Consider the following 26,171-nt stretch of genomic DNA (forward strand, 5'->3'; position numbering starts at 1 on the left):
TCAGTTAGTGAGATCGGCCAGCCCCAGATGCTCGCGCAGCGTCGAACCTTCGTACGCCGTGCGGAACACCCCTTTGCGCTGCAAATGCGGAATCACGCTCTCGACAAATTCGCTGAACGAGCCCGGCAAGTAGCCCGGTGAAATCACAAACCCGTCACAACCGCCTTGCTCGAACAGCTCGGCTAACTGATCGGCGATCTGCGCCCCGGTGCCCACCAATTGCGGCACGCGCACGCTGCTGGCAAAGATGCGGCCGAGGTGTTCCAGGGTTATTTCGGGCCCCTGCATCAGCAGCTTTTCGGCGGCAGCGGCGTGCACCAATGGCGACCGCGCCACTTCGGCCAAGGTGGTGTTCAACGGGAAGGGCGAGAGGTCCACATTCAGCTGCGAAGCCAGTGTCACCAGGCCCAACTCGGGCCGCGCCAGGGCGTTGTGTGTGTCGCGTTTGGCGCGTGCCTCGGCTTCGCTGCCGCCAATAAACGGCATTACCGCAGTCAGCACTTTGCAACTGTCGGCGTAGCGCCCTTGTTGCACCACCTGGGCGCGCACGTCCTCGCGGAAGGCGCGCATGGCCGCCAGGTGTGGGTGAATGGTGAAAATCGCCTCGGCCCAGCGCGCGCCAAACCGCCGACCGCGCCCGGACGAACCCGCCTGGATCAGTACCGGCCGGCCCTGGGGCGTGCGTGGGATATTCAGCGGGCCTTCGACCTTGAACCAGTCGCCCTGATGCTGCACCGACTGGATCAGCGCAGGGTCGGCGAGCACGCCGCTGTCGCGGTCCAGCTTGAGCGCGCCCTCGCCCCAGCTGTTCCAGAGTTTCAGCGCGACCTCGACAAATTCATCCGCGCGGTCGTAGCGCAGGTCGTGTTCCAGGTGCTTGTCCTTGCCGAACAGGCGCCCTTCGCTGTCGTTCATCGAGGTCACGATATTCCAGGCCGCACGGCCCTTGGACAGGTGGTCGAGCGTGGCGAATTCGCGGGCGATATGCGCCGGTTCGTAGTAGGTCGTGGAGCGGGTCGCGCCCAGGCCCAGTTTGGTGGTTTGGCCGACCAGGTAGGAAAGGATCGGCAAGGGGTCGAGGCGCGTGGCGTCCTGGGCGCCGTAGCGCAAGGCGAACTCACGCGAGCCGCCCATCTGGTCGCCCACAGCCAGGCGATCAGCGAAAAACAGGAAGTCGAACAGGCCTTCTTCTACCACCTTGGCCACGCGAGCGTAATACGCGGGGTCAAGGTAATTGCCGACGGTTTCAGGGTGGCGCCACACCGCGTGGCTGTGCACCACGGGACCGCTCAACAAGAAGGCGGATAAGTGGATTTGGCGGCTGGTTGTCATGGGAAGCCTTGGCAGCGGGGCAGAATAGATTCAGGCCTAAAACTTATATTAATAATCTCCTATTATGAAAGAACGATATAATTCTATGGTTATGCCCGATTCGCCGAAACCTCAAAAAAGCCACCTAAGCTCAGATCAAAAGAGTATTTATCGAATGCTTTTTAGAACTTTAAGCTTGAAGATATTTCGCTGAAAATCGAGCGCACCATGCCTATTCGTCGTCCCCTCGCCCTTGTTATCGGGCTGCTGGCCTGTTCCGTCGCCCTGAGCGCACAAGCCCAGGAAACCGTGCGCATCGGTTACCAGAAGTCCTCGACCCTGATCACCCTGCTGAAAACTCAGGGCACCCTGGAAAAAGCCCTCAAAGCCGACGATATCGGTGTGAGCTGGCACGAGTTCCCCAGCGGCCTGCCGCTGCTCGAAGCCCTGAATGTGGGCAACGTGGACATCAGCGCTGACGTGGCCGACACCGTGCCGATCTTCGCGCAGGCGGCCCAGGCCAAGCTCACCTACTTCGCCCAGGAAGCGCCCTCGCCGTCAGCCCAGGCCATCGTGGTGCGCAAGGACTCGCCGATCCAGCAATTGGCGGACCTGAAAGGCAAAAAAATCGCGGTGACCAAGGCGGCCGGCACCCACTACTTATTGATCGCCGCGCTGGCCAAGGCCGGCCTGGCCTTTTCGGATATCGAGCCGGCCTATCTGTCACCGGCCGATGGTCGCGCAGCGTTCGAAAACAACAAGGTCGACGCCTGGGTCACCTGGGAACCCTTCCTCACCAGCGTGCAACGCCAGCTACCGACGCGCACCCTCGCCGATGGCGCCGGGCTGGCCAGTTACAAGCGCTATTACCTGACCGGCACGTCTTACGCCAAGGCGCACCCCGAGGTGTTGAAGGTGGTGTATGAGCAGTTGGAAAAAACCGGTAAATGGCTGAAAACCAACCCGCAGGACGCCGCGAAAGTGCTCGGCCCGCTGTGGGGTAATCTGGACGTGGCCACGGTTGAAGCCGCCAATGCGCACCGCAGCTATGAGGTGCAGCCGGTGACGGTGGACCAGTTGGGTGAACAGCAGAAGATTGCCGATGCGTTCTTCAAGGCGGGGCTGTTACCCCAGGCGGTGGATGCGCAGGCGGTGCAGACGTGGACGCCGTGAGGCCAAGCGTCGCGCCTCATTCGTCAAGCGTGCCTTGCGATAAAACCTATCGCCGTTTGTTCTGAGAGCCTGTTAGTTTTCACAGTAGACGCTCCCTGCGATGCTTCTTAGTCTGACGTGGTCAACCCACCCTGCAAGGAACATGACCATGGCATTCGTCGAAGACTACAAAGGTTATCGAATTGAGGCAGGGCCATGCGGCGGTCACTACGACAGCTATGGCAACCTGGTCGGTCAGGCCAACGCCTATCGCGTTGTAAAACCAGATGGAAGCAGGACCGTGAGCCAACCGACGTTAGCTGACGCGAGGGGTTACATTGATACCCAAACCTTGTCTTGTACAGACATGCCTCGCTATCAAGTCCGTGTATCAAATGGGTAGGCCGCCGGTGGGCGTGAACGGTCAAAGAAGGGCAAAGGTTTCCTTTGGCCGTCGCGGTTGCCGGGCCGTTACTGGGCGCCGACGGCACACCGTTGGGTTCGCTGATGGGGGTGGGCAGTGATGATCAAGCCCACCTGCTGAGGTGGCTCGCGACCGCGCCGTTTACGCGCAACGGCTAGTTCCAAGAGGTAGACGTGCAGTTGTTCCAGAACCGTTGGCCGCAGAACACCAGCGTCCCTGAGGCCTGGCGGATCGGCGAGCGGGTAAACAAGCGGCTCGGGAAATGGTACAACGGGTGTCCCCTGCCGCCTCTGGAGACCGCCGCCCATGACGTCCAAGCTCGAACAACTCAAGCAATTCACCACCGTGGTCTGCGACACCGGCGACCTGGAAGCCATCAGCCGCCTGCGCCCGGTCGACGCGACCACCAACCCGTCGCTGCTGCTCAAGGCCGCCGCCATCCCGGAATACGCCGAGCTGCTGCGCAACGCGGTGAACCTGTCCAAAGGGAATGTGGGCCTGGCGTGTGACCACTTTGCGGTAGCGGTGGGCGCGGGCATTCTCAAAGTGATCCCGGGGCGCATCTCCACCGAAGTCGACGCACGTTTGTCCTTTGACGAAGACGCACTTTGGGCCAAGGCCAACCAATTGATCGCCCTGTACGACCAGGCCGGCATCGGCCGCGACCGCGTGCTGATCAAACTGGCCTCCACCTGGGAAGGCATCCGCACCGCCGAACGCCTGGAAAAAGCCGGCATCCAGACCAACCTCACGCTGCTGTTCTCGTTCGCCCAGGCCGTGGCCTGCGCCGATGCGGGCGTGTTTCTGATCTCGCCATTCGTGGGCCGCATTTACGACTGGTACCGCAAAAACACCGGCCTGGATTACACCGGTGCTGAAGACCCGGGCGTGCAGTCGGTGACGCGCATTTATAACTACTACAAGGCCAACCAGATCAACACCGTGGTCATGGGCGCCAGCTTCCGCACCCTCAGCCAGATCGAACAACTGGCCGGTTGCGATCGCCTGACCATCAGCCCGGACTTGCTGCAAAAACTCGCTGAAGATACCGGCCCGCTGGCGCGCAAATTGGTGCCGGGCGCCGAGGGCGAAGCGCGTCAGCAGTTGACCGAAGCGCAGTTCCGCTGGGCGTCGAATGAAGATGCGATGGCAACCGAAAAGCTGGCGGAAGGGATTCGGCAGTTTGCGCGGGATCAGGAAAAACTCGAGGCCGTGCTGGCTGCCTTGTGATAGTCCTGCCTATGAATCACAGGCTATTTATCAAAAGCCGGAAGTAGAATGACGAACAGGGTCTTAGAACGGCCCTTTCGTCATCACCTGCTCATCAATAAACCGGCGCAACATCCTGATCCGCTGCGTATAGGCATCAGTCAAGCAACTCACCTGCGCGCCGCACGCACGACGCTGCTTGAGCCACGCGCTTTGCCCGTCCATCAATGAGCCCCGCGCGCCCATGGCCATGAAGTGTTTGTTCAAGTCGTAGAGCAATGCCATCGTCACATCCTGGTCATTCAGGCTGACGTGCTGGCAGACAGCGATTTCGTCTGGCGCCTTGGCTTTGGCACAGTCGAAACTGGCGGCCGAAGCTACGGGGCTGAGCAGCAGCCCGCAAACACCCGTAAGAACTGCAATAGCAAGGGTTTTGATCATCAGACGTTTGTCTCCTCAGTGACGCACCACGCCCTGCCCGAACCGATGAATCGCCAGGCAATACCCAATTAACGCCAGTGCCGCCAACAACCCGCCTGCGGCGCCGATCCAGGCGAAGCCGAAGTGGCTGCCGACCCAGCTGCCCATCAGCGCACCGCCGCCGATGCCGATGTTGTAGATCCCGGAAAACATCGCCATGGCCACGTCGGTGGCGTCCGGGGCCAGCACCAGCACCTTGGACTGCATGGCCAGGCCAAACCCCATGATCGCCATGCCCCAGACCACGCTCAGGCCGACGAGGTACGCCTCGGCACCGCTCAATGGCAGCATCAGCGCCAGGCACGCGGCGAGCAGGAACACCGCGCTGACCACAAACAGGTGCGGGTTGAAGCGGTGCACCAGGCTGAACAGCAGCGAGCCGATGATGCCCGCGCCACCGAACACCAGCAGGATCAGGGTTACGGCATTGCTGCTCATGCCGGCGACACCTTCGACGAAGGGTTCGATGTAGCTGTAGGCGGTGAATTGCGCGGTGACGGTCATGGCGGTGAGCACATAGAGCGCCACCAGTGCAGGGCGTTTGAACAACAACGGCAGGCTGCGCAGCGAGCCGGAGTTCTGGCTTGGCAGCGGCGGCAAGGTGCGCGCCAACCAGAACACCAGGGCGGCGGCGAACGCGGCAATCACCAGGAACGTGGTGCGCCAACCCATCGCCTCGCCGAGCAGGCGCCCCAACGGAATGCCCAGGACCATCGCCAGCGAGGTGCCGGTGGCCAGCAAGCCGAGGGCTTGCACCTGCTTGCCGTGTGGCGCCAGGCGTACCGCCAGCGAGGCAGTGATCGACCAGAACAACGCATGGGACAAGGCGATGCCGATGCGGCTGACCATCAACAAGCCAAAACTGGTGGCGACACTGGAAAGAATGTGGCTGGCGATAAACAGGCCGAACAGCACGATCAGCAGCTTGCGCCGCTCAACGTTGCGCGTCAGCAGCATCACCGGCAGCGAGGTCAGCGACACAATCCAGGCATAGATGGTGAGCATCAGGCCGACGCTGGCGATGGGCATGTCGAAGCTGGCGCCGATGGCGCTAAGCAGGCCAACGGGCACGAATTCGGTGGTATTGAACACAAAGGCGGCCAACGCGAGGGCGATGACCGGTTGCCAGTTGGCTTGGGGCGTTGCGGCTGAAAGGCTCATTGACGGGCGAGGTACTCTGGCGATGATCAAACGGCCACGCAGAACAGCGCCGCCGCCGAGCATTCTATAGGTTTCTCGGCCCGTTGTTGACGCTCATCCTGCTCAAAACGCCCTAGGGTCGCTTAAGGCGAGGTCATGGTGATCACGTAGTTACCCGATTGAATTGGCTTTCCGAGGCTATCCACCAAGACATACCGCTGGTCGTAATAGCGCCCGTTGCCGATGTCGGCTACCAACTTTACGTTGGCTGCCGCATTGCCCAACGCTTTGACGCTGGCGACCGGACGTACATCGAAATGGTTGCCACGGCTGGCCATCGGGCACCCCTTCAACTCCATCACCGAGCTGTTCCCTGCCGAAGTCGTACATCCCGACTCGACAATGCTGCCATGAAATTGAATCACACCTTGGGATGAGGCCATGCAGGCCCCCGCCCACACCGCAAGGAAGCCTGTAGCGATTGGCAAACGCATACCGTTCATGTCGATGTTCCTTCTCGGGTTATTTAGAAGGTAGTCGACATTTTTTGCACAGACTTGAGAGATTTCGTGTTTTTAAGAAATGACTGATAGACGCGATAAGTCAGCCTTGTGCGCCAACCGCCTGATTGACGCCGCTTCCGGCAGTTGTACAGCGCTGAACACCAGGCGGTCGTCGATCTTCGCGCTCTGGATCGTCAGTTGCCGCGGCGGCAGGTCGTAGATGAAAACCTGCCCCACCGAGGAATGATCACGGCAGAAATCATCCAGGTTGAACCCCTCGTTGCCGGCGAGGCTGGCATTCATCAGCACCAGGTCAAAGCCGCGGTCGCCATACTCCACCAGGTTGAGCAGGTCGCTCAGGCTCGGAACCGGCGCAATGGCGTAATAGCCCTGGCGATTGAGATCGCGCTCCAGGCGCAGGCGTTGAGCATGCTCGGGGTCGGCAATCATGATGCGCAGCGCTTTGTTAATCATCGATGGGCACCGGCAAGGTTGCTGGACACCGGCCGCCCGGCACTGCGCTGCAACCAGCGCAGCAGGTCGACGCCATTCATGGGGCGTGCATGCCAATAGCCCTGCCCCTGGGTGCAACCCAATGCCAGCAATGCTTGATGCTGTTCGGTGGTTTCAATGCCTTCGATCACCACCGACATGCCCAGGGTCTGCCCCAGGGCCAGGGTGCTGCCGATGACGGCTCGGCAGCGCGGCTCGTGCAACAGGCCGCGGACGAATTCCGCGTCGAGTTTTATTTCGGTGAACGGCAACTGGCACAGGCGCTGCAACGAAGAGAACCCGGCGCCGAAGTCATCGATGGACAAGCGGCAGCCCATCATGCGCAAACGCACCAGGTTCTCCAGGGAGACGGCCGGCACTTCAAGCAATCCGCTTTCAGTCAGCTCGAACGTCACACTGGCGCAGGGCGTCTGATGGGTGGCGAGGAGGGTTTTGATCCGCGCCGTCAGTTCCACGTCGGCCAACTGCGCGGCGTGCAGATTGAAAGCCAAGTCCAAGGCCAGTCCCTGGCTCAGGGCCTGCCCCTGAAGGACCAGCGCTTGTTGCATCAGGCAAAACAACAAGTCGTCCATCAGGCCGCTGCGCTCCATCGCCGGCAGAAACACCGCCGGTGACAGCACTCCCTGGAAGGGGTGGTTCCAACGAGCAAGTACCTCCACGCCCAGCACGGCGCCACTGTGCAAGTCGAACTTGGGTTGGTAATAGGCTTGCAGTTGTTGCTCGAGAAGTGCCCGCCGCACCTGTTGCTCGTCGGCCAGTTCCAGGCTCGACGACGGTTGCGGCGTCCTGCGGCGGGTACTCAAGGCCCGTTCGAGCAACAGCTGCAACGTCTCCACCTGCAACGGTTTGCCGGTATCGCCGAGCATGTTGACGCCGAGCAAGGCGCCCATCTGGCTCACAGCACGGCGTACATCCCCCGGCAACCCGCTGCTGACAATAATTGCGCCGACCTGGCCGGTCGCACTGATGCGTTGAATGAACTCCAGCCCGTCCATGCCTTCCATTTGCAGGTCACAGACCACCACGTCCACGGAACCGGCGCCTTGCAGCACAGCCAGGGCTTCGGTGCCGTTACCCGCCTCCAGGACCTCGCCGCAGCCCAGTTGTTTGAGCAGGTTGACGGCCACGGAACGCTGGAAAAGGTGGTCTTCGAGTACCAACACCCGGAGCGATGTAAAGGACATGACGGCTCTCTCGCTTGCTAAAGGGAGGGGACGAGTGTGCGCAAACGATCGAAGCCATTCGCGTAGAAACGTCCGCAATTTTGTTAGGATTTTTCTGAGCCTCCCGCAGGGGGCTCAGTAGTAATTGATAGTGAATGTGGCCGTCGCATTCGCGGGGCCGGCGGTGATGCTGCTTTCGGTCTGAATGTACCGAGCCTTCAGCGGGATGACATAGCTCGCGCCCTCGTCGGTACGAGGCGTGATGCCACTGGCGCGCAACGTGGCCAACGGTAGCGGCCCCCCTGCGCTGTCAGCCACTTGCACCCCCACACCGGTAGCCGCTTTATCGCCACCCGGGGCAGCAGGGTTAAGACTCAGGATACCCAGCGAAGCATTCAGAGGCGTGCGGGTCGGGTCGATACGTACTTGCAGTACGTTGTTTTTGCGGGAGTTCAGGTTACCGACGCTGCCAGCGCCGCCGTTGCTGGTCCAAGTCGGCCCACTCGCCTGGTAGTAGCCGTTGAACGCCGGGCAATTGTTCAGCGCAATATTAAAGTCCTGCCAAGGCGTTGCTGTGTTCAGGCCCGAAAACTCAGCGAGTTGATGCTGGCCCATAGGCACTGATACATCCGGGGTAGAACAGGTGCGCGAGACGATATTAATGCTGCCGGAAAAATCCAGCCGGACCGGGGCAATGGTGTTATCCGTGATCAAATCACGCGCAGCCGACGGAATATTACTGCCGTTGATCACGCCTGCCGAGACTGGACCCGTCTTGATAAAGAGCACGGTGTAAGACGTAGTGCCAGGACCCAAGAGGATCGTGCAGGTCCCAGAAGCACCCGAGCAGTTTCTCCAGTTCCAGTCGTAGGGCACTGCATCCGCGCCATGGACGACCACGATTCCAATTCCGGCGACGCCGCTCTCATAAACCTTTCCGGCATACGGGCTGCCTGACCAACTGGCCAGTGGCAAAGGGGTGCGGGTAAAGAAATTTCGCTCGATCGCGTAAGTGGCAATGTCATTGCAGCTCACGTTGATGCTGGTGGCCGGAAAAAAAGTCTGCCGATAGACTTCGGCGCCCAGAGGCACATCCCGTCCCACCGTGAGGTTCCCGCCCGATAACGGCATGGTGACCACGACACCTCGATTACCCACCGGGTTGCTGTCGGCAAACCGACACGTCGCAGCAAGAGCACTTTCACTGGCGATCAGGCCCAGCGCGCAGACTACCCAACCGCCAAGACTGAAGACCGGTCGGCGCATAACGTTCTGAACAAAAGCCAATATAGTTTTCATGACATCTCCGAATTATTTCAACAGCGCGGCATTCAGCCGCGGAGCATTCGCTTGCGACGAACACACCACATCCACTTGACGCAGTTGTTGGCCATCACTTTTGCCCGGAGGCAGCGCCAGCATGCATTTCTGCTCCGCAGCCGGTCCCCAACTGATCAGCAGTTGCCGGGCGTTTTCCTTGACCCGCGCGTACAACTGGCCCCCCTGCCCGACGAGCCCTACCGAAACGCCGCGATCGTCATTGACCGTGGCGCCGAACGGCAGCGGGCTGCCATCGGCCAGGGTGACGCTGAGCAACAATGCCTCACCAGTACTGGTGCCATATTTGAGCGCGACAACGGCCCCGGCACGCGGCGCGACCTGCTGGCTGGTTTCTGCCATCTCGACATTCAGTGAAGAACCCAGCGGGTCAATCGCCACTTCGTTTAGCTCATAAGGGCGCAGGTAAGGCACCACCGCATTGCCACGGCCATCCAGCTTGAGACCTGGGAAGCCAACGACCTTGGCGCCCTCGGCACCTGGCGCGCTGACAACAGCCATGGTTTCACCGCGATACGGCGTGAACGTCACCCCATTCGGGTGCGCGACCACACTGCCACTGGCATTCACGGACAGGCTGTCATAACCCTCGCCACGGCTGACTGTCGCGCCGACCAAGGCTTTGGAACCGGTGTACTGACCATTGACCGAGGTACTGTTGGAACGCGTGGCACCTTCGTGGCCACCGGTCAGGCTGTAGCTGTACTGGCGATCCTCGCCGGCGGTGCCACTGAGGGTGGCTTGTTCGCTGTACTGGCTATTGGTATCGCGCATTAAGCGCGTCGACAACTGTGGCTGGTTGGTCGAGGCGCCAAACGCCAACGGCATGCTCATCGTGAACAGCAGGCTGTTATCCATCTCCCCCAAGCCGACCCGACTGCGGTTGGCACTCACGCCATAGCTGACACGCCCAACCTGCTTGTTGTAGCTGAACTGGTACTGCACATCCCGCCCCGGCTGATTCCAGTAGTCTTGCGAGAAACCACTGAACGCCACCTGGCCCCAGGGCCCAAGGCTCTGGTTGGCGGTCAGGGACATCCGGCTGCGTGGGCGGCCGTAAGCGCTGGTGTCGATCCCATTACGCTCTGCATCCAGCAGTAACGTGGCATTGCTGAAGTCCAGGTACTTTTCCGTGGAAAACCGTGTGGCGGCCAAGGCAAAGTTACTGCCGGTGCTGAGAATATTTTTGCTGTAGCTCATGCGCACACTTTGCCCGCTGTCCTGGCCGCTTTTGAACTGCGTCTGGGCCTGGGTGACGTCGATCGCCATCGCGCCGATCGGCGTACTGAATGCCAGGCCGCCCAGCAGCGAGCGGTAATCGTCGCTGCCTTGTGCGCCGGTGTAGCCAGTGAAGATATTGCTCAACCCCAACTGATAGGTGCCCTGCGCCAACCTGGCCTGGCGCGAGGTGAAGTTGTTGCGGGTCTCACCGGCCGTGACGCTGTAGCGTGAAGTGCCAGGGCGCAACAGTTGTGCCGCGGCGGCGTAAGGCACGATAAAGCGCTGCTCACTGCCATCCGCCTCATAGACGGTGACGTCGAGGTCGCCGCCGTAGCCGGTGGAATACAGGTCATCAATCACAAAGGCGCCCGGCGCCACGCTGGTTTCGTAGAGCAGATTACCGGCCTGGCGGACTGCGACTCGTGCACCGGTGCGGGCAATACCGCGAATCACCGGCGCATAACCGCGCTGGGATTCAGGCAACATGCGATCGTCGGTACCCAGCTGCACACCGCGATACGCCAGGGTGTCGAAGATTTCGCCACTGGTATTGGACTCGCCCACGGTCAGTTGGCTGCGTAAAGGGGTGATGTCACGCTGCGCGTAGGTATTGAGGGTCTGGTAGTTTTGCCCTGTTTCCTTCTGCCAGCTCATCGAACCGTTATGGCGCAAGCGCCAGTCGCCGAGGTTCAAGCCGGCGTTCAGCCCCAGGTAAGCCGAATCGTCATTACCGAAGTCGGTTCTGTTGTGGCTGCCGTTGAAGGTGTAGCTCAGGGTGCCAGCAGTGACGCCACGGTCCCACAGCTCCGGGCTGACATAGCCCCTGGCATCACGGCGCAGGGCGATTTGCGGAACACTGATGTCGAGTAACTGGGTGGACGGCGAAAAACTGGCCGTGGCGCCGTCGATCAACTGGCCGATGTCCAGGCACGGCGCGCCGCTTTCCAGGCTCGCCAAGGCTTCACGCGACAGCTTGTGCATATCCACACCGAGCAGTTCCAACATGCTCTGGTTGAAACAGACCACCGGGTTGCTCCCGTCCTCAGCCGCATTAATACGAATATCCTGACGGGTGACGAGCTTGCCGTTAATCGCCATGTCTGCCCGGTATTCGCCGGGCAGTACCGGGTTACCTTTCTCGTAGGGTGCAAGGTCCAGGCTGCGGGAGTCTTCAGGCAAAAAGGCATCGTTGAACTGCACGTCTTCGGCCCATGCCCCTTGCACGGTCATCACGCCCGGCAACAGTGCCAGGGCCTTGATCAGCATTGCAGTCACTGGATTGAGGGCAAAGCGAGGTTGCACCTGCGGGCAATTGCCCAGGCGTGGAATAGTCGTCATAAGGTACTCGTGCGCGGGAACGATCGCGTAACGATCAGGGCTTCAGCGGCTGCTTGGTCGGCACTAAAGCGCCGTAATCGTTGATGGCGTTGAACTCGACCTGTGCCGAAGCGCCTGGCTGAGACTTGAGAGTCGGCAAGGCGAACACCGTGCTTTCACCGGGGCCGACCATGCCGCCGTCACCCTCGTAACGCTGGGTGCCCGCGACCAGGGTCAATTCCGCCAAAGACACGTGGTAGACCGTTGGGTTAAACGCTTGCAAGGCATAACCCGCACCGTCGGCAATCACTTTCCATTGCACCTGTTGCGGCGCGTCGCCGGGCGAACCTGGCAGGCCGTCGGGGCGGTAAAAAATCTTGATCCGGGAGCGGAAGGCCATTTGCAGCACATTCATCTCCACCGGGCCTTCGGCCTTGGGCGGGATCTCTAATATGTTGAACCAGAACACCGACTCTTTATTGGCCGGCAAGGACGCCCCCGTGAACATCAGGCGCAGGCTCTGGCCTTTGCTCGGGTCAATTCGCGAGACCGGCGGCGAGAGCAAAAACGGCGCCTTGGAACTGGTGGGGCTGGACTGCACATCCCCGGTGTCGACCCAGGCTTGCACCAACGCAGGTTTCGAGCCGTTATTGTTGAGCTTTACGGTGATTTCTTTCTGACTGGCCGGGTACACCAGGCGAGTCCCGGTGATCACCACACCGGCCATGGCCTGGGAACAGACCAGCGAAGCCAGGATCAACCAGGCCCCAAACCGAACTTTCTTCACGCAAGACATAAGACACCTCCTCCGCCCTACATCAGTGCGCCGGTCACGGCGCACTGATGTGCAAGCGACTTACTTGTAGTCGATGTTGTAGGTCACAGAGCTGAGCACGGTGCCAGGGGTGGCGGCGCCGGTTGCGTAGTACTGCACGGCGTAATCCATACGCACACCGCCGGAAGCCAGGGTGTTACGCGAGGTGTTGGTTTTCTGGTTGGTGTTGCCCGCCTGAATGACGTTGCCGTTCACGGCGTCGATCAGCTGCAACTGCACCAGCGAGGCGGTACCGGTGGTGTTGTTCAGGTTACCGGTGGCGGGGTCGACGGTGGCGCCGGAGTTGAAGAACGCGGCGGCGGTGGTTGCCGTGCCCGTGCAACCGCTCAGGGTGACGTCAAAGCCTGTACGGCCTTCGGTCTTGCCGGCGACGTCGAGCAGGCTGTTGGAAATGGTCGGCAGCGTGACGGTGGCGACCGCTGGGCTGACCACACCACCAACAGAGATGGTGCAGGTCTGGCTGACCAACTCGCCGGCAAAATTGATGGTGCCATCGGCCGCAGTGGCGAACTGAGCGCCGGTTGCGCAAAACAGGGCAGCGAGGGTGAGTGCTTGAACTTTCATGGTACAGCTCCAAAGGGAAGGTTATGAACACCATCGCCAAGCCTTGTTGGGCTGCCAAACGCCGAAGCGGGTGAGCAACGAACACAACACATGTCTTGTGCGACAGGTACATCTTCCCGTGAGGAGCAGACCACTCACGTAGTATCCATCCCCGCACCTTGTAGGAAATTTCCTAGCGGATTTTTTCTCTTGCCACGCGCGGCCAATAAAAAAGCCGCAGCGTGGCGGCGGCTTTTTCACGGTGCAGTGCGATCAGGCCAAGAAGATCTCCAGGCGCTGCCCCAGCTGTTCCATGGCTTGCTGCAGCGCATCGACCGCGTCAGTCAGCACTGCCGAGTTCAACCCTTTGCAGCCAGCCTCCAGCGCCTCGCAACATTCGATCAAGGCATGCGCCTGGATGATCCTCGCACCGCCCTTGACGCGATGCGCCAAATCACTGAGACCGCTCAGGTCATGCTGGGTAAACAACCGGATCAGTTGCGCCATGTCCTGTGCATTGCTGGTTGCCAGGTCCTGCAGCAGGCTTTTGATAGCAGCGTCATCACCACGGCTCAGGTGGATCAGGCTGGTCAAGTCGATGCCGTCGATGCTCGGTAGCGGCGGTTCTTGCGCCAGGGGAGCGACCGCGCCAGCAGATACCAGGGACGCCAATCGGGCATTGAGGTCATTGAGGCTGATGGGCTTGAAGAGGCAGTCATCCATGCCCGCCTGCAGGCAGCGGTCCTTCTCTTCAGGTTGGGCGTTGGCGGTCAAACCGAGGATCATCCCGGGTGCAAGCCCCCTGCTGCGCTCTTCATCGCGGATGGCGCGGGCCAGTTCATAGCCATTCATGATCGGCATGCTGCAGTCGGTAATCACCACATCGAAATGCTGATTGCGCCAGGCGCGCAGGCCATGGGCACCGTCTGCGGCGTCGCTTACCCGGTGCCCGAGAAAGCTCAGTTGCTGGGTCAGCAACAAGCGATTGGCCGGGTAATCGTCGATCACCAATACATGCAATACCTGGGCGGCTTGAGTCACCACCACTGAGGATGGCTCAGGCTCGTCAACCGGCAGCAAGGTGGGCAAAGCGAGACGGACCTCCACTTGGGTGCCTTGCCCTAACACGCTGCTCAAGGTCAGGGTGCCGCCCATCATCTCGCACAGCGTACGGCTGATCATCAGCCCCAGGCCCGAGCCACTGCGAGCCGCCTGCCCGTGGTTGCTGGCCTGGCTGAACGGGTTGAACAAGCGTTGTTGGTCGTCAACGGAAATGCCACTGCCGCTGTCCTCGACCCTCAAGCAAAGCGCCAGCCGCTCATCATTGCGGCTAAGCTCGGCGCTGACGCTTAATCGAACTTGGCCCACGGCGGTGAACTTGATGGCGTTACTCAGCAAGTTGGAGACAACCTGCTTGAAGCGCAGAGGGTCGACCAGGACCTGGCAGTTGAGCGTGGCGTCCAGATCAAGGATCAGCCGCAGTTGCTTCTGCCGCGCCAAGCCCTCGAAGATGCGCGCCACTGACTCGACCAGCGCCAGCAGATTGGCCCGCTCCGGCGCCAGGGACAGGCGCCCGGACTCGATGCGTGCGATGTCGAGGATGTCACCGATCAGGTCCAGCAGCCCGTGGGCGGCATTGGAGGCCACCTCGATGGAGGCTCGGTCCATGTAACCTTGATCAGCTTTTTTCTGCGCCAGCTCCAACATGCCGATGATCGCATTCATCGGTGTGCGGATTTCGTGGCTCATGGTCGCCAGGAAGGTGGTTTTGGCGCGACTGGCATCGTCGGCATGGTCCTTGGCCTCACGCAAGGCCTCCAACAGGTGCTGGCGTTCGCTGATATCGATCCAGCCGCCGATCATGCCATTGACTTCACCGTCGCTGCCTCGGTACGGCAACATCCAGTGGTAGATCATCAGGACCTGGCCCGTGCCCATCGTCAGGCAACGGTCCTGCACACGCGGAACCCCTTCTTCCATCGCCTGTAAATAGTCCTCGTGGTAGCTGGCGGCCTCGCTGGGGTTACTGAGTACACCATCCATCACAGTCTTGCCGATGACGGCTTCGCGTTCGACGCCAAACACGCTCAGGTAGCCGCTGTTGCACACCACCAACCGCCCTTGGCGATCACGCACATAGATGGGGTGCGGCGTGCCATCGATCAGCACGCGCATGAACTCCAATTGATCATTCAGGGCAATCTCGGCCTGCCTGCGCGTGCGCATCAGCCTGCGCAGGTAAGCAATCCACAGCATTGCCACCAGCAACAGCACGCTTGCCAGGGCAAAGCCCTGAATGATCACCGTGCGGTTGCGCAGCCAGTAACTGTCATCCACGGCAATGTCGCTGCGCCAGCGGTTAGTGACTTCGTCCAGCTCTTCGGGCGGGATGCTCAGCAACGCTTTTTCCAGGATCGAATACAGCTCAAGGGAACCCCTGGAAGTGGCAAATGCCGTGCGCGCCAGTTGCGTGCCCACGGTGCTGGTGATGCGTAGCTGCTCCCGGTACTCACGCGCGATCATGTAGCGGGCGATGATCAACGAATTGACCGCCGCATCCGCCTTGCCATCGGCCACCAGCGCCATCACTTCCTGGGCGTTACGCCCCTCCACCAGCTCAATCCGTGGGTACTGCTCGATCACCAGGTCGCGTATCGGATTACCGTGTATCAATGCCAGCCGTTTGCCCGCCATCTCATCCAGGGTGCTTGGGCTGTTGGGTTGGGTGCGGCTGACCAACACATACGGGGTATTCAGGTAAGGCCGGGTAAAGTGCAGCACGCCCTCGCGGGACGTACTTGGCGTCAGCGTAATCAGCAGGTCGGCCTTGTTGGCACGCACTTTGTCGACCATATCGGCCACTGAAACCGCACGCGCCACGTCGAACTTCAAACCGGTGCGCAGTGACACCTTGGCCAGCACATCGGCACTGATGCCGCGAAACTCGCCCTCTTCATTGAAGAACGACAGCGGCAAGAAGCTGTCGTCAACCGCCACCCGCACTGACGGATGCGCATCCATCCAACGTTGCTCACTGGCGCTGAAGTGCAATGCCGTACGCCCGGGGATACTGCTGCCACCGGCACTCCAGCGCCGCTGGATATTCATGCGTTCGCTGATCGGAATCGCCGCCAGCGCGCTATTAAGCACGCGCTGCAGGCGCGCATTGTCGTGAGCCATGGCAAACGAGAAGTTGCTCGCTTCTACTTGGGAGAAGTCAGCCAACTGCACATTATTCAAGTAATTCTTGTTGATCAGAAAATTGGCGCTGAGCGCGTCGCCCAGGTACACGTCGGCGCTGCCGAAGGCCACCGCACCGATGGCACTCAAGGTCGAGGGAAACAGTTGCAAGGTGGCCTTGGGGTAAAACGCCTTGACCGCCTCGGGTGAGAGGTAGTGATACAGCATCGCGATTTTCTTGCCCGCCAGGTCCGGCGACAGTGCACGGCTGTCGCCCAACCGTGTCACCAGCGCCGGCAGGTCATCGGCGTAGGCCGTCGACAGCAACAGCCCGGCATCGGCGGCCTCATAGCCGTTGGCGACGCCCAGAAAGTCCACCTCTCCCCGCTTGAGCGCGTCGATCACCTCGCCACGCGAGGCATACCGGCGCACGTCTACCCGAACGCGCAATAACTCACTCAATAGCTGCGCGTAATCGGCCGTCATACCTTCATAGTCGCGGCCATTGTTGACCATGCCGAGCGGCGCATAATCCGGGTTGGAGTCGCCCAGGACCAATACATCCTTGCTGCGCAGCCAACTCCAGTCCGCCTCGGTAAGCACGGCCTGGTAACCATCGACATGGGAGCGCCCCAACACCTGGAACGCGCCGACCTGCGAGCCCGCCAGGGCAGCACCGTTGAGTGCCATGCCAAGTACCAGTAGCACCATCCACTTACGCAAGAGAAGGCTCATCAGATCAGGTTATTACGTTTGGCAAAGTCAGCGAGGTAGACCACAGACTTGACCTTGAGCTTTTCGATCAAGCGCGTTTTATAAGTGCTGACGGTCTTGTTACTGAGCAGCATGGCGTCACCGATCTCCTTGTTGCTCAACCCTTGGGACAACTGTTGCAAAATCGTCAGTTCACGATTGGAGAGGCTCTGGATCAACTCCAGGTCGGTGGTTTCGACATCACTGCGGCGCACCGAACTGTTGGCCAGGTTCGGAAAGAAGGTGTATCCGCCCATCACCGCCTTGATCGCTTTAATCAGTTCGTCCAGGTCATTGGTCTTGGAGATATAGCCGGCGGCACCGGCCTTCATGCAACGCATCGAGTAGAACAGTGGCGATTGAGAAGTCAGCACCAGGATCTTGCACTTGAGGTCCAGTGCACAGATTCGCGCGATGACCTCCAGGCCGTCCAACTTGGGCATGGCGATATCCAGCACGATCAGGTCGGGTTCATGCTCGCGCGCCATCTGCACCGCGTCTGCCCCGTTATCGGCTTCGGCAACGACGTCGAAATGCTCTTGCTTGAGCAGCATTTTGACCGAAGAGCGAATAAAAGGATGATCGTCCACAACTAACGCCTTAAACATAACTACCTCTGCGAGACACACCGAAACGCGCCGAGTGTGCTTAGACCCGTCGCATAAAACAGTGGAAAAAGTGATCGATCAATACCACGCTCAAAATACACGAGCGCGATTCAAGTGTAGAGAATATCTGGACGACCTCAGACGTTATCCAACCCCACGCGCTGACTCGCAAGGTGTGTTTCCAGCCACACCAGCAGCCGATGCCCCGCCATTGGCCGCGCCAGGTAAAACCCCTGGCCGATTTCACACCCCAGGGCCAACACACCTTCATGGGCGCGCTGAGTGCCGATGCCCTCGATCACCAAGCTCATGTCCAGCGAGCGCGCCAATGCCAACGTACTGGCGACCATGGCCTGACTGAGCGGTTCGCCAATATGGCGAACAAACTCGCCGTCGAGCTTGAGTTGATTGAAGGGCAGTTGGCAAAGCAGCTTGAGCGATGAAAAGCCCATGCCAAAGTCATCGATAGCCAGGCCGCAGCCGAGCATGCGCAGCCGCAGCAGGTTTTCCTGGATTCGCGGTGAGATATCCAGCAGACCGTTTTCCGCCAGCTCGAACAACAGCGTCGAACCGGGAAGGCCATGGCGCAGCAACGCCTGCTGGATATGCCCCATCAACTCGTTGTTGAGCAATTGCGAAGCGTGCAGGTTGAACGCCAGTTCGAGCTGGATCTGCTGACGACGCAACACCCCGAGCAGGCTCAGGCCTTGCTCCAAAAGTTGCATGAACATCTGGTCGATCAAATCGTAGGCCAGTACGGCAGCCAGAAACTCCGCCGGCAACAGCACGCCGCGGGTTGGATGCTCCCAGCGTACCAACACCTCTACCCCCGCCAGGCGCCCGGTGCCCAGCATGAATTTGGGCTGAAACCAGGCACGAAACTCACCCAGGGCCAGGCCTTGATGAATTTCCTGCTCAGTGGGCAAGGCCCTGGAGGCAGACGGACGCAGCGACGCCGTCGGCCGCTGGCAATAGCCGCGCAATAACTGGCGCAGGGCGCGCAGCTGCAATGGCTGGCTCAATACACCCAGCACGTGCAGACCGGACAGACAACGCATATGCACCACGGCGCGGCGCAACGCGGGATGGAGCTCACTGCAAAACACCACTGCACGCGCCAGGCCTGCCCGTCTGACGCGTTGCAGGAAGTCCAGGCAGTCAAGACTCCGGTCGGCCACGTCACAGAGCACGATGTCGACCCCGCCGCACGCCTGCATTTGCGCCATGGCGTGTTCGACGTCGCTGGCCTGCAGCACAGTGGGCAGCCCCAGCCGATCAAGCATCTTGATCAGAACACTGCGCTGAAAGCGTTGGCTTTCCAAAACGAGGATGCGGAGGTGAGCCATGCTTATCAACCACTTTGCAAAAGCGAAGTGGGTGATAATGACCAGGAACAATCCGATCCTAAGAAGGAAGCATCCTGTCGATCTGTAGGAAATTTCCTAGCAAAAAAACCTTACCGGCATACGCGGATCACGGATCCACCTGCGCCATCAGTTCTGGAATGCTTTCCGGCCGTCTGGCATAGCGCTGGGCCAGCGCCGCACACACCATCAACTGGATCTGGTGAAATAACATCAGCGGCAGAATCAACACGCCCATGGTCGCCCCGGCAAACAGCACCTGGGCCATCGGCACGCCCGTCGCCAGGCTTTTCTTCGAGCCGCAGAACAGGATGGTGATGCGGTCTTCCTGGCTAAAGCCGAAAGCCTTGCCGAGCACGGTGGACGCGACCAGCACCAACGCCAGCAACACACAGCACGCCACCACCAGGCCGCCGAGTTCCCACAGTGGGATCTGGTGCCAAATGCCTTCGTTGACCGCTTCGCTGAACGCCCCGTACACCACCAGCAGGATCGACCCTTGGTCGACAAACTTCAGCCAGGATTTATTGCGGCCGACCCACTCGCCAATCCAGCGCCGGGCGATCTGCCCGGCCACAAAGGGCAGCAACAGCTGCACGCTGATTTTCAGGATCGCGTCGACGGTGGAGCCCGCGTCGCCGTGCACGTTGAGCAACAGCGTCACCAACAACGGCGTAAGAAAAATGCCGAACAGGCTGGAGGCCGCCGCGCTGCAAATCGCCGCCGGGATATTGCCGCGCGCCAAGGAGGTGAAGGCAATCGCCGATTGCACGGTGGCCGGCAGCGCACACAGGTAAAGCATGCCCATGTACAGGTCGTTGCCGATCAGTGGCGAGAGCAGCGGCTTGAGCGCCAGGCCCAGCAACGGGAACAGCACGAAGGTCAGGCTGAACACCAGCAAATGCAGGCGCCAGTGGCCGGCACCGGCGACGATGGCCTGGCGCGACAGCTTGGCGCCGTGCAGGAAAAACAGCAGCGCGATGGCCAGGTTGGTCACCCAGCCAAAGGCCACAGCGGTTTGACCACTGGCGGGCAGCAGGGAAGCGAGGATCACCGTGCCGATCAGGGTCAGGGTGAAGTTATCGGGCAGAAAACGCGGGCGGGTCATAAGCAAATCTTCCAGGGGTTGCCAAGAGCATCGTCGCGACTCTAACGTAATGGCTTGTTACCGACTAACGCCAATGAGCCAGTAAATGCCTCCTAAAGGACATGACAAGACGGTTCGACGCAGTGTGCCGGGGCTTTCCAGCCTGCCACGCCCGGTGTATGGGCGCACTGAATCACTGCCCAACCGGGCGCTGACGCGCCGGCACAGTCACCCGTGGGTGCAATTGTCCTACGCGATTTCCGGGGTGCTGGAGATCCAGACCAGTGTCGGCCGTTTCGTCGCACCGCCCCAGCGCGCGGTGTGGATTCCGGCGGGCATGCCGCACCGGGTGTTCAGTTCGCCGCACACGGAAATGCGCAGCCTGTACCTCGATTGCAGCGTTACCACCTGGGCGGCAGAGCGTTGCCAGGTGCTGGAGGTGAGCAGTTTGTTGCGCGAGTTGATTCGCAGTTTCAGCAAACTGCCGGTGGAATATGCCGAAAATGGGCCCGACGGGCGCCTGGCCCAAGTGGTGCTGGACCAACTTGCCGCCGCGCCGCAGGTGGACTTGATGTTGCCGTTGCCCCATGACGCGCGGCTGCGGCAGATTTATCGCAGCCTGAACCTGCACCCGGAGCAGCAGACGACGTTGGGGGCTTGGAGCCAGAAGCTGGGGGTCAGCGAGAAAACCCTCAGCCGGTTGTTCCTGAGTGACACCGGCCTGACCTTTCGCGCCTGGCGCCAGCGCCTGCGACTGCTGAGCGCCCTGCCCGCCCTGGAACAAGGCGAGCGCGTGACGGATGTGGCATTGGCGTGTGGCTATGAATCGACATCGGCGTTTATCAATGCGTTTCGCCAGCAGTTTGATGCCACACCGGGTGAATTCTTTCGCTGACTCTTAGACGACGAAGCTCCCACAAGTTGTGCGTATTTCAAGTCAAGCAGGTGACTCAGCTGCCATTCCCGCCATGGGCCTCTTCAAAGAAGTAATCCTTCCAGCTCGCCGCTTTGTTTTTCAATACACCCAATTCCTGCAACTTCTCGGCGTAGATATAGGTGCGCTGCGGCACGATGGTGAAGTCGATTTCCGGGTCCTGGACGATTTTCTCCACCAGGTCCAACGGCAGCTTGGATTCTTCTACACGGATGTACGTTTTGGCGGCGGCAGGTTTGTCGGCCTTGATGATCTGCTCGGCCTCGGCCAGGGCATCGTAGAACGCCTGGTAGGTCTTGGGGTTTTCATCGTGAAACTTCTGCGTGGTGTACAGCACGTTGAACGACGCCTGCCCGCCCAGAATGTCGTAGGAACTGAGCACCTTGTGCACGTTGGGGTTTAACAATTCCTGGTACTGGAACGGCGGGCTGGAAAAGTGCGAATTGATCTCCGAACCACCGGCAATCAACGCGGCCGTGGCATCCGGATGAGCCAGACTGATGGAGATGTCGTCGAACTTCTTATAGTTGGCCGCACCAAACTGCTTGGCGGTTTCAATCTGCAACGTGCGTGACTGGAAGCCCACGCCTGCGGCCGGCACAGCAATGCGGTCTTTCTCGGTGAAATCGTTAAGGGTCTTCACATTAGGGTTGTTGGTCAGCAGGTAGTTGGGCATCGAGCCTAACGACGCGATGGCCTTGACGTTCTGCTTGCCCTTGGTGCGGTCCCACAAGGTCAGCATCGGCGGCACACCAGCCGACACCACGTCCAGCGCACCAGCCAGCAGCGATTCATTCATCGCGGTGGCGCCGGAAATGCTGTTCCACTCCACCTGGATATCCAGGCCCTGCGCCTTGCCGTGTTTTTCGATCAGGTGCTGGTCGCGCACCACATCGAGAATCAAGTAACCGATACCGAATTGTTGAGCGATGCTGATTTTGCCCTCGGCCTGGGCGCCAGGGCTGAGCAGCGTACTCGCGGCCGCCAGGGACGCGGCCAGCAGGGTCAAGGAGGAACACTTGAAAGTCATGGGGAATCTGCCGCGTTTTCGAGAAGGTGATGAAGCCTAGCGGCGATGTTTAAGACTGGAAAAGAATATCGGGATCTATTGTTATGCAAATTATCCCCAAAAAACCGCGTGGCTGTTATTGTGCCGCGCTTTGAAAGACACCTGCCGACCTGCGAGGAGATGAACGTTGAACACTGACGATAAAATGACCGGGGACCTGTTCGAGGTGGATAAGCGCCTGTCACTCAAGCCCGTGGTGGACTTCAACGCCTACCTGCGCAGCGCCTTTGGCGACGGCCCGTGCACCTGCGTACGTTGCGCCGCGGCCAACGGCGATGAGACCGGCTATGCGTTCCAGCACACCTTCCACTTCGACGGTAAACCCAGCCACCGCCGCTTCGCCTCTACGGCGGGCAGCGATGTGTTGATGGCGCTGAAAAAAGCATGGTTGTCGTACACCAAAGCCGAGCTGCCGCTCAGTGGTGTATTGCTGCTGGAGACGGTGAAGGAGTTTGTTGAACCGCAGTTGCACAAGCGCCTGACGCCGCTGTTTCTGGCCAGTGAGCTGGTCAAGGATGTGGATGGGCAGTTGCTGGTTCAGCCGCAGGCGGGTTGAACCCACTCGAGAACTCTTCAGAAATAAAAAGCACTGCTCTACTTGCCAAGCAGTATAAAAAACTGTCAATTCTCACAGTATCAAACCTATTCGTCCTGCCTTATTTTCAGTCCATTCAGGCCTTAACTTTCTAGACAGCCCGACCAGCGCCTGAATAATTGCTCACTCAATTAAGGATGATCAAAATGACTTTGAAATATGGCACTCAAGGCGACATTTCCGGTGACCTCGCCGGTGCGGACGATGTGACTGTAATTGCTCTACTGGCCACCATGATGGGACGCTTTAGGGTTCTTCCAAACGCCCGGCCTGGTGCAACGGTTTTGATCGTTACCCAAGACTGTCAGAACGGAGAACTCACGACGACGAACATTACTGGCTACGCGCCTGATACCATCCTTTATCTAAAGAGAAATCATGTGTATCAGCTGACGTCCAAGGGTTCGACCTGGGATATGACAATCCGGGATCTGCAATCGGGCGCTGGCTACGGCCCCGTCAATATCCCACCCGCCTCTCAGTAACGCCCCTTAAACGGACCAGTCATCCGTTCTAAACCTGAAAAACGGCACGCAAGCGTGCCGTTTTGTGATCACGAACCCGTGATTACTTACGCGCCGCCTCCCACTGCTTCAACAGATCACCATAAGCCACGGTTTCACCTTTAGGCTTTTCATTCGCCAGCTTAGGCTTCGGCGCACCCGGTTGGTCAAACCAGTATTGGGCATCACGCTCGGGGTTCATTTTCGGGCCACACACCGGCTGCACCTTGGAGCGTTCCAGGCGCGTCATGATCGCGTCCTGTTCCTTGGCCAGGTTGTCCAGCGCCTGTTGCGGGGTTTTCTCGCCGCTGGCGGCGGCCGCGATGTTGCTCCACCACAGTTGCGCCAGGCGTGGATAGTCCGGCACGTTGGTGCCGGTCGGGGTCCACTCCACCCGGGCCGGGCTGCGGTAGAACTCCACCAGGCCGCCGAGTTTGGGCGCCAGGTCGGTCATGGCCTGGGAGTTGATGTCGGACTCACGAATCGGCGTCAGGCCCACGATGGTTTTTTTCAGTGACACTGTTTTCGACGTCACGAACTGCGCGTAGAGCCAGGCCGCGAGTTTTTGCTTCTCGGGTGTCGATTTGAGGAAGGTCCAGGAACCCACGTCCTGATACCCCTTCTTCATGCCCTTTTCCCAATAAGGCCCGACGGGCGATGGGGCCATGCGCCATTTCGGCGTACCGTCGGCGTTCACCACTGGCAAGCCCGGTTTGGTCATGTCGGCGGTGAACGCGGTGTACCAGAAAATTTGCTGGGCGATGTTGCCTTGGGACGGCACCGGGCCGGATTCGGAGAAGGTCATGCCCGCCGCTTCCGGTGGTGCGTAGGCTTTCATCCAGTCCACGTATTTTTGCGTGGCAAACACGGCGGCCGGGCCGTTGGTATCGCCGCCACGGGTAACGCTGGAGCCCACCGGGTGGCAGTCCTCCACGCGAATGCCCCATTCGTCCACCGGCAAACCGTTGGGCAGGCCTTTGTCGCCTCCGCCGGCCATGGAGAACCAGGCATCGGTGAAGCGCCAACCCAGCGACGGGTCTTTCTTGCCGTAGTCCATGTGCCCGTAGATACGCTTGCCGTCGATCTCCTTGACGTCCTCGCTGAAGAATTTGGCGATGTCTTCATAGGCCGACCAGTTCACCGGCACGCCGAGGTCGTAGCCGTATTTTTCCTTGAACTTGGCTTTCAGCTCCGGACGCTCGAACCAGTCCGCGCGGAACCAGTAGAGGTTGGCAAATTGCTGGTCGGGCAATTGGTAGATTTTGCCGTCCGGCGCCGTGGTGAACGAGATGCCGATAAAGTCTTTGATATCCAGGGTCGGCGAGGTGAAGTCCTTGCCTTCATTGGCCATCAGGTCGGTGATGGATTCAGTTTTGCCATAGCGAAAGTGCGTACCGATCAAGTCGGAATCGTTGACCCAGCCGTCATAGATATTCTTGTCGGACTGCATCTGGGTTTGCAGCTTCTCCACCACGTCGCCTTCCTGCAGCAGGTCGTGGGTCAGCTTGATGCCGGTGATTTCGCTGAAGGCCTTGGCCAGCACCTTGGATTCGTACTCGTGGGTGGTGAGGGTTTCCGACACCACGTTGATCTTCATCCCACGGAACGGCTCCGACGCCTTGATAAACCACTTCAACTCTTCGAGCTGCTGATCGGCCGTCAGCGTGGACGGTTTGAATTCGCTGCCGATCCATTTTTTTGCGGCATCTTCATACGCATCGGCCCAGGCCGTAGCGCTCAAACCGCTGAGGGCCATGACGGCGGCCAATGAAATGCTATGTCGCAGCTTATTGTTTTTATTCAACATAGAGACCTCCTGGTTGTTTATTCACGGAGCACTAGCCCCAACGCATCACACACAACAGCCACACCAGGGACAGCGCGGTCGCCACCCAGATGCTCCAGCCGGTTACGCCGATCACCAGCAGATGCAGGTAGGCGCTGCCGAGAAGACCGATAAACAAGCGATCACCACGGGTGGTGCTGATCGGCAACAAACCACGGCGCGGGATGCTCGGCGAACGCAGTTCCCAGGTGGTCATACCCACCAGCAACAGGGCAATCGCCGCAAAGAACAACGCGGTGGGGGTGGTCCAGGCCATCCATTCCATCATCGACTCCTTTAGACCCGGCCCAGGGCAAAGCCCTTGGCCACGTGGTTGCGAACAAACCAGATCACCAGCATGCCGGGCAGAATGGTCAACACCCCCGCCGCCGCCAGTACGCCCCAATCGATACCCGATGCCGAGACCGTACGGGTCATCACCGCGGCGATGGGCTTGGCGTTGACCGAGGTCAGCGTGCGTGCCAGCAACAGTTCGACCCAGGAAAACATGAAGCAGAAAAACGCGGTAACGCCGATGCCGGAACCGATCAGCGGGATAAAAATCTTCACGAAAAACTTCGGAAAACTGTAGCCGTCGATGTAGGCGGTTTCGTCGATTTCCTTAGGCACCCCGGACATGAAACCTTCCAGAATCCACACCGCCAACGGCACGTTGAACAAGCAATGCGCCAACGCCACCGCGATATGCGTATCGAACAGGCCGATCGACGAATACAGCTGGAAGAACGGCAGCAAGAACACCGCCGGAGGCGCCATGCGGTTGGTCAGCAGCCAGAAAAACAGGTGTTTGTCGCCCAGAAAGCGATAGCGCGAAAACGCATAGGCCGCCGGCAGTGCCACGCTCAGGGAAATCACCGTGTTCAGGCTCACGTAATACAGTGAGTTGAGGTAGCCGGTGTACCAACTCGGGTCGGTGAAGATCACCTTGTAGTTGGCCAGGGTGAAGTCCTGCGGAAACAGTGTCAGCCCGCCGAGGATTTCAGTGTTGCTCTTGAACGACATGTTCAGCAGCCAGTAGATCGGCACCAGCAGGAACAGGATGTAGATCAGCAGGGGGATCACTTTCTTCATAGGCATAAGACG

At 59.8% G+C, this 26,171-nt stretch carries 25 protein-coding genes; 7 read left to right on the forward strand and 18 right to left on the reverse strand.

The window, feature by feature from the left end; translation table 11 throughout:
* Complete coding sequence (locus tag JFT85_RS05400; protein WP_201229419.1) at positions 1–1,332, reverse strand: LLM class flavin-dependent oxidoreductase; 1,332 nt, start codon at positions 1,330–1,332, stop codon at positions 1–3.
* A 207-nt stretch (positions 1,333–1,539) separates the two neighbouring features.
* On the opposite strand from JFT85_RS05400, the gene JFT85_RS05405 reads away from it, so the two are divergent.
* The 4 genes from JFT85_RS05405 to tal all read left to right on the forward strand — a co-directional run bounded on the left by JFT85_RS05405 (position 1,540) and on the right by tal (position 4,117).
* The gene (locus JFT85_RS05405; RefSeq protein ID WP_053255564.1) at positions 1,540–2,484 is read left to right on the forward strand and encodes an aliphatic sulfonate ABC transporter substrate-binding protein; all 945 of its coding nucleotides are present in this window, start codon (positions 1,540–1,542) and stop codon (positions 2,482–2,484) included.
* Positions 2,485–2,632: 148 nt separating this feature from the next.
* Complete coding sequence (locus JFT85_RS05410; RefSeq protein WP_139372205.1) at positions 2,633–2,866, forward strand: hypothetical protein; 234 nt, start codon at positions 2,633–2,635, stop codon at positions 2,864–2,866.
* A 44-nt stretch (positions 2,867–2,910) separates the two neighbouring features.
* A complete protein-coding gene (locus tag JFT85_RS28545; protein ID WP_255311514.1) occupies positions 2,911–3,045 on the forward strand; it encodes a hypothetical protein in 135 nt (44 codons plus the stop codon).
* A 148-nt stretch (positions 3,046–3,193) separates the two neighbouring features.
* A complete protein-coding gene (gene tal / locus JFT85_RS05415) occupies positions 3,194–4,117 on the forward strand; it encodes a transaldolase (RefSeq protein WP_053255563.1) in 924 nt (307 codons plus the stop codon).
* A 63-nt stretch (positions 4,118–4,180) separates the two neighbouring features.
* On the opposite strand, the gene JFT85_RS05420 is transcribed toward tal, so the two are convergent.
* The 13 genes from JFT85_RS05420 to JFT85_RS05480 all read right to left on the reverse strand — a co-directional run bounded on the left by JFT85_RS05420 (position 4,181) and on the right by JFT85_RS05480 (position 20,162).
* Positions 4,181–4,537 (reverse strand): lysozyme inhibitor LprI family protein, encoded by a 357-nt coding sequence (locus JFT85_RS05420; protein ID WP_053255562.1) that lies wholly within the window; start codon positions 4,535–4,537, stop codon positions 4,181–4,183.
* Positions 4,538–4,552: 15 nt separating this feature from the next.
* Positions 4,553–5,737 (reverse strand): sugar transporter, encoded by a 1,185-nt coding sequence (locus JFT85_RS05425; RefSeq protein WP_053255762.1) that lies wholly within the window; start codon positions 5,735–5,737, stop codon positions 4,553–4,555.
* Between the two features lie 122 nt (positions 5,738–5,859).
* The gene (locus tag JFT85_RS05430; protein ID WP_053255561.1) at positions 5,860–6,219 is read right to left on the reverse strand and encodes a hypothetical protein; all 360 of its coding nucleotides are present in this window, start codon (positions 6,217–6,219) and stop codon (positions 5,860–5,862) included.
* Between the two features lie 72 nt (positions 6,220–6,291).
* The gene (locus JFT85_RS05435; protein WP_053255560.1) at positions 6,292–6,693 is read right to left on the reverse strand and encodes a hypothetical protein; all 402 of its coding nucleotides are present in this window, start codon (positions 6,691–6,693) and stop codon (positions 6,292–6,294) included.
* Positions 6,690–7,916 (reverse strand): EAL domain-containing response regulator, encoded by a 1,227-nt coding sequence (locus JFT85_RS05440; RefSeq protein ID WP_078828029.1) that lies wholly within the window; start codon positions 7,914–7,916, stop codon positions 6,690–6,692. The genes JFT85_RS05435 and JFT85_RS05440 overlap by 4 nt, the downstream gene beginning before the upstream one ends.
* 114 nt (positions 7,917–8,030) lie before the next feature.
* Positions 8,031–9,194: a fimbrial protein gene (locus JFT85_RS05445; protein WP_078828028.1), complete on the reverse strand. Its 1,164-nt coding sequence runs from the start codon at positions 9,192–9,194 to the stop codon at positions 8,031–8,033.
* A gap of 12 nt (positions 9,195–9,206) precedes the next feature.
* Positions 9,207–11,792, reverse strand: coding sequence for a fimbria/pilus outer membrane usher protein (locus JFT85_RS05450; RefSeq protein ID WP_342366870.1), 2,586 nt, complete (start codon positions 11,790–11,792; stop codon positions 9,207–9,209).
* Between the two features lie 34 nt (positions 11,793–11,826).
* The gene (locus tag JFT85_RS05455; RefSeq protein WP_053255557.1) at positions 11,827–12,567 is read right to left on the reverse strand and encodes a fimbria/pilus periplasmic chaperone; all 741 of its coding nucleotides are present in this window, start codon (positions 12,565–12,567) and stop codon (positions 11,827–11,829) included.
* Between the two features lie 60 nt (positions 12,568–12,627).
* Complete coding sequence (locus JFT85_RS05460) at positions 12,628–13,170, reverse strand: fimbrial protein (protein ID WP_053255556.1); 543 nt, start codon at positions 13,168–13,170, stop codon at positions 12,628–12,630.
* A gap of 252 nt (positions 13,171–13,422) precedes the next feature.
* Positions 13,423–17,064 carry a transporter substrate-binding domain-containing protein gene (locus tag JFT85_RS05465; RefSeq protein ID WP_201229421.1) on the reverse strand — a complete coding sequence of 1,214 codons (3,642 nt, stop codon included), beginning with the start codon at positions 17,062–17,064 and terminating at the stop codon, positions 13,423–13,425.
* A complete protein-coding gene (locus JFT85_RS05470; RefSeq protein WP_201229423.1) occupies positions 17,064–17,690 on the reverse strand; it encodes a response regulator transcription factor in 627 nt (208 codons plus the stop codon). The genes JFT85_RS05465 and JFT85_RS05470 overlap by 1 nt, the downstream gene beginning before the upstream one ends.
* A 137-nt stretch (positions 17,691–17,827) precedes the next feature.
* Positions 17,828–19,036, reverse strand: a complete 1,209-nt coding sequence (locus JFT85_RS05475; RefSeq protein ID WP_069552245.1) for an EAL domain-containing response regulator — start codon at positions 19,034–19,036, stop codon at positions 17,828–17,830.
* Between the two features lie 127 nt (positions 19,037–19,163).
* A complete protein-coding gene (locus JFT85_RS05480; RefSeq protein ID WP_053255553.1) occupies positions 19,164–20,162 on the reverse strand; it encodes a bile acid:sodium symporter family protein in 999 nt (332 codons plus the stop codon).
* A gap of 85 nt (positions 20,163–20,247) precedes the next feature.
* On the opposite strand from JFT85_RS05480, the gene JFT85_RS05485 reads away from it, so the two are divergent.
* Entirely contained in the window at positions 20,248–21,036 is a 789-nt protein-coding gene (locus JFT85_RS05485) for an AraC family transcriptional regulator (protein WP_053255552.1), read from the forward strand.
* 55 nt (positions 21,037–21,091) lie between these two features.
* On the opposite strand, the gene JFT85_RS05490 is transcribed toward JFT85_RS05485, so the two are convergent.
* Positions 21,092–22,105 carry an ABC transporter substrate-binding protein gene (locus JFT85_RS05490; protein WP_053255551.1) on the reverse strand — a complete coding sequence of 338 codons (1,014 nt, stop codon included), beginning with the start codon at positions 22,103–22,105 and terminating at the stop codon, positions 21,092–21,094.
* A 166-nt stretch (positions 22,106–22,271) separates the two neighbouring features.
* Between JFT85_RS05490 and JFT85_RS05495 the strand changes: the two genes are divergently transcribed.
* A complete protein-coding gene (locus tag JFT85_RS05495) occupies positions 22,272–22,700 on the forward strand; it encodes a hypothetical protein (protein ID WP_201229425.1) in 429 nt (142 codons plus the stop codon).
* A 185-nt stretch (positions 22,701–22,885) separates the two neighbouring features.
* On the forward strand, positions 22,886–23,224 hold the full coding sequence (locus JFT85_RS05500; protein ID WP_201229427.1) for a hypothetical protein: 339 nt from the start codon (positions 22,886–22,888) through the stop codon (positions 23,222–23,224).
* An 82-nt stretch (positions 23,225–23,306) separates the two neighbouring features.
* Here the strand turns inward: JFT85_RS05500 and JFT85_RS05505 are convergent, their stop codons facing one another.
* Genes JFT85_RS05505 through JFT85_RS05515 form a run of 3 tightly spaced genes read right to left on the reverse strand, consistent with a single transcriptional unit; the run spans position 23,307 to position 26,165 of the window.
* Positions 23,307–25,049 (reverse strand): ABC transporter substrate-binding protein, encoded by a 1,743-nt coding sequence (locus JFT85_RS05505; RefSeq protein WP_053255548.1) that lies wholly within the window; start codon positions 25,047–25,049, stop codon positions 23,307–23,309.
* 31 nt (positions 25,050–25,080) lie between these two features.
* Positions 25,081–25,353: a DUF2160 domain-containing protein gene (locus JFT85_RS05510; protein ID WP_053255547.1), complete on the reverse strand. Its 273-nt coding sequence runs from the start codon at positions 25,351–25,353 to the stop codon at positions 25,081–25,083.
* 11 nt (positions 25,354–25,364) lie between these two features.
* A complete protein-coding gene (locus JFT85_RS05515; protein ID WP_053255546.1) occupies positions 25,365–26,165 on the reverse strand; it encodes a carbohydrate ABC transporter permease in 801 nt (266 codons plus the stop codon).
* Positions 26,166–26,171: the final 6 nt, after the last annotated feature.

Source organism: Pseudomonas sp. TH04, from assembly GCF_016651355.1.
In the GTDB taxonomy this organism is placed as follows: domain Bacteria; phylum Pseudomonadota; class Gammaproteobacteria; order Pseudomonadales; family Pseudomonadaceae; genus Aquipseudomonas; species Aquipseudomonas fluorescens.